Origin of the sequence: Streptomyces lateritius (genome assembly GCF_014649715.1) — a bacterium.
GTDB lineage: Bacteria > Actinomycetota > Actinomycetes > Streptomycetales > Streptomycetaceae > Streptomyces > Streptomyces lateritius.
In genome coordinates this window covers 18,872-23,967 of the sequence record NZ_BMTO01000029.1, presented here as the reverse complement: position 1 = coordinate 23,967, position 5,096 = coordinate 18,872, and the positions used below count along the sequence as shown (strand labels likewise).

6 protein-coding genes are annotated in these 5,096 nt (G+C 70.9%); 3 read left to right on the top strand and 3 right to left on the bottom strand.

What is annotated here, in order from left to right; genetic code table 11:
- Positions 1-400, top strand: a 400-nt coding sequence (locus tag IE136_RS34535; RefSeq protein ID WP_189602491.1) for a pectate lyase, incomplete at its 5' end; no start/stop codon positions are given.
- Here the strand turns inward: IE136_RS34535 and IE136_RS34530 are convergent.
- Positions 370-1,245: an IS5 family transposase gene (locus IE136_RS34530; protein ID WP_268247982.1), complete on the bottom strand. Its 876-nt coding sequence runs from the start codon at positions 1,243-1,245 to the stop codon at positions 370-372. The genes IE136_RS34535 and IE136_RS34530 overlap by 31 nt on opposite strands.
- 3 nt (positions 1,246-1,248) lie before the next feature.
- A complete protein-coding gene (locus tag IE136_RS34525; RefSeq protein ID WP_229819485.1) occupies positions 1,249-2,748 on the bottom strand; it encodes an APC family permease in 1,500 nt (499 codons plus the stop codon).
- A 120-nt stretch (positions 2,749-2,868) separates the two neighbouring features.
- Here IE136_RS34525 and IE136_RS34520 point away from each other — a divergent pair, with 120 nt between their 5' ends.
- On the top strand, positions 2,869-3,402 hold the full coding sequence (locus IE136_RS34520) for an FxLYD domain-containing protein (protein WP_189602490.1): 534 nt from the start codon (positions 2,869-2,871) through the stop codon (positions 3,400-3,402).
- Positions 3,403-3,472: 70 nt separating this feature from the next.
- Here the strand turns inward: IE136_RS34520 and sph are convergent, their stop codons facing one another.
- Positions 3,473-4,495: a sphingomyelin phosphodiesterase gene (gene sph, locus IE136_RS34515; RefSeq protein ID WP_229819483.1), complete on the bottom strand. Its 1,023-nt coding sequence runs from the start codon at positions 4,493-4,495 to the stop codon at positions 3,473-3,475.
- Positions 4,496-4,663: 168 nt separating this feature from the next.
- On the opposite strand from sph, the gene IE136_RS34510 reads away from it, so the two are divergent.
- A partial coding sequence (locus tag IE136_RS34510; RefSeq protein WP_189602489.1) for a F0F1 ATP synthase subunit B family protein occupies positions 4,664-5,096 on the top strand: 433 nt, incomplete at its 3' end.

Sequence of the window (5,096 nt, the reverse complement as noted above, 5' to 3'; positions counted from 1 at the left end):
GTCCGCGGTGTACTCGGTGTACGGCGGCGGCGCGCGGAAGGCCTCGGACAAGGTCTTCCAGTTCAACGGCGCGGGCAAGCTGGTCGTGACCAAGTTCCAGGTGTGGGAGTTCGGCAAGCTGGTCCGGTCCTGCGGCAACTGCAAGAAGCAGTACAAGCGCACGATCATCATCAACGACGTGGACATCACCGCACCCGGCACGTCGATCGTCGGTGTCAACGCCAACTACGGCGACACCGCCTCCTTGCGCGAGGTCCGTGTCCACGGCGACACCAAGAAGAAGATCAAGCCGTGCACCCGGTTCACCGGGAACAACACGGGCAAGGAGCCGACCCAGATCGGCACCGGCCCCGACGGCGTGACCTGCCGTTACACGGCCTCCGACCTCTCGTACGACTGACGGGTCCGGGGCCCCGACGGCGGCGGCCGGCGGGGCCCCGGGGGCTGGGGGTGTATCGAAAGTGATTGCGACCTGCTTGGTGCCGGAAGCTGCTCAGCGGCATGATCTTGCCGAGCCCTGTAGTCCTGCGGGTCGAACTTTGGCGGCCGGCCACCGAGCGAGCCGCGCTTCTTGCGGTGGCGGGCCTGGTCGGCCTTGTCCGGGATGGTGCAGCGGATCCCGTGCCGCCGCAGGCAGACGCGGTTCTTCCGGGAGGCGTACGCCTTGTCAGCACGCACGCGATCGGGCCGGATACGCGGTCTGCCCGGCCCCAGACGCGGGACGCGGACCTTGTTCAGGACCGGCTCAATCTGTGGGGAGTCGCCCCGCTGCCCGGCCGTGATCACGATGGACATGGGCTTCTGGCCCTGTTCGACGGCCAGGTGGAGCTTGGTGGTCAGGCCGCCGCGCGAGCGCCCGAGCCCGTGGTCGTCCGGCTCGACGGTGACGCCGCCGGGCGGCTCCTTCTGCAGCTCCCCCTTTTTTCTCACCCCGGCGGCGTGCTGGTGGGCCCGGCACACTGTGGAGTCGACATTGATGTCCCAGGTGATCAGGTCCTTGGCGTCGGCCCGGGCCTGGAGCTGCTCGAAGATGCGGTACCAGTCGTCCCGCTGCCACCGGCGGAACAGGTCGTACACCCGACCCCACGGCCCGTACTCGGCGGGCAGGTCCCGCCATGGGATGCCGGTGCGGACCCGGAACCGTATGCCGTCGATCAGCTGCCGCCTGGCCCATGTCCGCGGGCGTCCGGGCTTCTTGCCCTTCGGCAACAGTGGTTCCAGTACCGTCCATTGCTCGTCCGTCAGGCCCTAGCCGCGCCGCCGGGCTCGGTTCTCCGGGACGGACAGGCCGGCGACGGACGTACGGCCGTCGCGGAAGAAGCGGGGGAAGCGGGTGCGGGCCAGGAGCATCGCGCCGGCGCCCAGCAGGATCGAGCCGACGCCCAGCAGGAAGACCCCGCCGACGCCGCCCACGGACGTGGAGCCGTAGCCGGGGTCGACCATGTCGTACGCGCTGCGCACGAAGGCGGCCAGCATCATCAGCCCGCCCGCGGCCGGCAGGACGCCCTTGATGAGGAGGTCGCGGGACGAGTTCCGCAGCTCCCGGCGGAAGTGCCAGGCGCACGCGAGGCCGGTGATGCCGTAGTAGAAGGCGATCAGCAGGGCGATCGACAGAACGGCGTCGCCCAGGAAGTCGGCCGAGACGAGCGTGAGCAGGACGAGGACGACGGCGGTCGCGATCCCGAAGAAGACGGTGCCGAACGCCGGCGTGCGGAAGCGGGGGTGCGTCCGCGCGAAGGCGGCGGGCAGGGCGCCGTGCGCGCTCATCGAGAGCGCGGTCCGCGGCACCGCGCTCGCGCCGGTCAGCAGGGCGCCGACAGCCGAGACCGAGACGGCGAGCGCGACGGCCCGGCCGAGGGCGTCGCCGAGCACCTCCGGCGCGAGACGTCCGAGGGCGTCGGCGGCGGTCTCCTCGTTTCCCAGGCCGAGACCCACGCCGCCGGTCCCGGCGAAGGAGATCGCGGCGAAGGCCGTGAAGACGTACGTGACCACCAGGATCAGGGTCGAGACGACCGCCGCCCGCCCCGGCGTGTGCCCACTGTCGACCGTCTCCTCGTTGAAGGTGATCAGGGCGTCCCAGCCCCAGTAGATGAACAGGCACAGCAGCACCGCCTCGGCGAAGGAACCGAGGCCCTCGAAGGCGAACGGGTTGATCCAGCCCAGGGAGGGGGCCGTCGCCCCGTCCCGTGCGAAGGCGACGACGCCGAAGGCGAGCAGCGCGAGGAGCTGCAGGCCGACCATCGCGTACTGCACATGGGCGGCGAGCTGGACGCCCCGGTAGGCGACCGTCGTGACCAGGGCGATCAGCAGCACGGCGACGGCGGTGACGACGAAGGTGCTGGCGGCCGCCGCGTCGAGACGGAGGAATCCGAGGAGTGTGGCCGCGCCGACCTGGGCGAGCGTGGTCATCACGATGACGGTGGCGATCAGGAGCGTCCAGCCGCCGACCAGCCAACCGGTGGCGGGCCCGAAGGCCCGGGTGTTCCAGACGAAGGTGGTGCCGCAGTCCGGCATCCGGAGGTTCAGCTCCCGGAAGGCGAAGGCCGTCAGCAGGACCGGCACGAAACCGAGGAGCAGGGCGGCGGGGGCGAGTTCGCCGGCCGTGAGAGTCACCAGGCCCAGGGTGACGGCGATGCTGTACGCGGGTGCGACGGAGGCGAGTCCGAGCGCGACGGTGGCGAGCAGGCCGACGGAGTCGCTCCGCAGGCCCTTCCCGTGGGGCGTCGCTGGTCCGGCGTTGGTGGTCATAGGGCCTCCCGACTCGGAGCGTACGCTCGTTCCCGTACGGCCCCGGGGGCCCTCGGGCCGCCTACGCCCGTGCGGAGCAACACGGATGCGCCTGGCAGAGCGGGAGCGGACGCTCTCCCCATGTCGCATCAGCAGCCGCCGGCCGGTTGGGGCCCGCCGCCCGGGACGGAAGGTGGGCCGCCACCTCGCCGGAAGGGCAACGCGGGAAAGATCATCGGCTTCTCGTGTCTGGGTGCCGTTCTGCTGGTCGTGGCCCTGATCGTCGCGATCACGCTTGTCGCCCGGGACGGGGACGGGGACGGGGGCGGCGACGGCGATCCGGAGCGGAGGACTCCTGTGCCGCGGAGCCCCTCGGGGCGACCGCAGGAGGAGAGTGGGGCGCGCGGGGATGTGAAGATCACGACGTGCGAGGTGGACCCGGTCACGAAGTGGGCCGCCGCGGAGCTGCTGGTCACCAACCGTTCCAGCAAAGCGAGCGACTACATCGTGCACGTCGAGTTCGTCGACGCGTCCGGCACGCGGCTGAGCGAGACGTACGCGTCGACGAACGACGTGGCGCCCGGACAGCAGTCGAAGGTCACGGCACAGGGGCTTGACCAGGTCACGGCCAAGATCACCTGCCGGATCAAGGACGTCACCCGATACGCGTCCTGACCCGCGCGGACGGGTGACGGGCCGGGGCCCCGAAGGCTCCGGCCCGCCGCTCGACCCGCTCGGACGGAGACTAGCGGGCCGCGTAGCCCGTGACCGGGTAGTGGTCGCTGAGGTTCGTGTACGTGTACTGCGTGCCCCAGCTGGAGACCGTCCAGGGCGCGCTCCTCTCCAGGACGACGTTGTTCGTCCAGCCGGCCGGGCGGGCGTGGCCCGCGCGGTGCAGAACGTGGTCGAGGTCCTCGCGCGGGTCGTCCGGGTAGCGCTCGGAGGCGATCGAGTTCAGCTCGGTGTCGAAGGAGTACGGGTGGCCGGTGCGGGTGTCCGCGCCCGCCAGCCCCGCGTCCGCCAGCATCGTGCCGTACTCGGGCGTGCGGGAGTCGACGTTGAAGTCGCCGGCCACGACGACCTGCTCGTTCGCCGGGATGTTCTTGGCGTCGAGGAAGGCGTCCATCGCCTTGAACTGGCGGCTGCGCATCTGCGCCGCCTCGCCCGCGGAGCAGCCCGGGTCCGTGGACTGTGCGTGGGTGCCGACGACGTGGACGCGGGCGCCGCCGACGTTCAGGACGGTGTAGACGAAGCCCTTGTTCGAGTACCAGTCCGAGCCGCAGGCGTCCTTGTAGACGTACTGCTCCTTGCGGACGATCGGCCACTTGCTGAGGATCGTCACACCGCCGTCCTCGGGCGTGGTGGCGGAGTACGCCCCGCTGGTGGCGTCCCAGCCGGTCTTGCCACGGCCCATGACCGGGGTCTGGTACGGGTAGTGGGCGGCCGCGTTCGCCTTCAGCGCGTCCGAGGAGGAGTTGTCGAACGCCTCCTGGACCACGACGACGTCGTTGCCCTGGAAGAAGGAGGCGGCCGGTATCGCCTTGGCCCGGTGGTCCTGGCCCCAGTTCGGGTAGAGGCTCTTGCTGAAGAGGAACGCGTTGTACGAGAGCACCTTCAGCGCCGGGGTCTCGGTGGCGGTGGAAGCCGCGGCGGTCGTGGCCGTGGCGGCCGGCGCGATCGCGGCCAGGGTGGCGGCGGCGAGCGCACCGGACAGGGCTGCGCCGAGGGTACGGCGGTGGAGCGGGACGAGCGGCACTGGAACTCCCATGAGGTGGTGGGGGGTTGAACCGGCGCCGCACATCAAAGCAGTCCGGGTTACCTTCCGGTAGCCATTGGATGCCGGGAATCTTGCCTCGCTCGCACGAACGCGCCAACTCTCGTACGGCCTGGTTCATTCGCATGAATTGTCGGTTTTGCGACCAGGTAAGATGCGCGCATGACCCTCGCGCAGAATTCGACGATCTTCAACATGGACCTCGGTCCGCTCAACCCCGTCACGGCAGAGCTCGTCCTCGGCCTCGTGATCTTCGGCCTCACCTTCCTCATCCTGGCGAAGGGCATCCTGCCGAAGATCAACCGCACCCTCGCCGAGCGCGAGGACGCCATCGCGGGCGGCACCGAGCGCGCCGACGACCTGCGCACCGAGGCCACGCAGATCCGCGAGCAGTACGAGGCCGAGCTGGCCGAGGCCCGCCACGAGGCCGCCCGCATCCGCTCCCGGGCCACCGAGGAGGGCGCGGCCGCCATCGCCGCCGCCCGCGCCGAGGGCATCGCCGAGCGCGACGCGATCCTCGCGGCCGGTGCCGAGCGCATCGCCGCCGAGCGGGCCGCCGCCGAGCGCGAGCTCACCGCCGACGTCGACGCCTGGG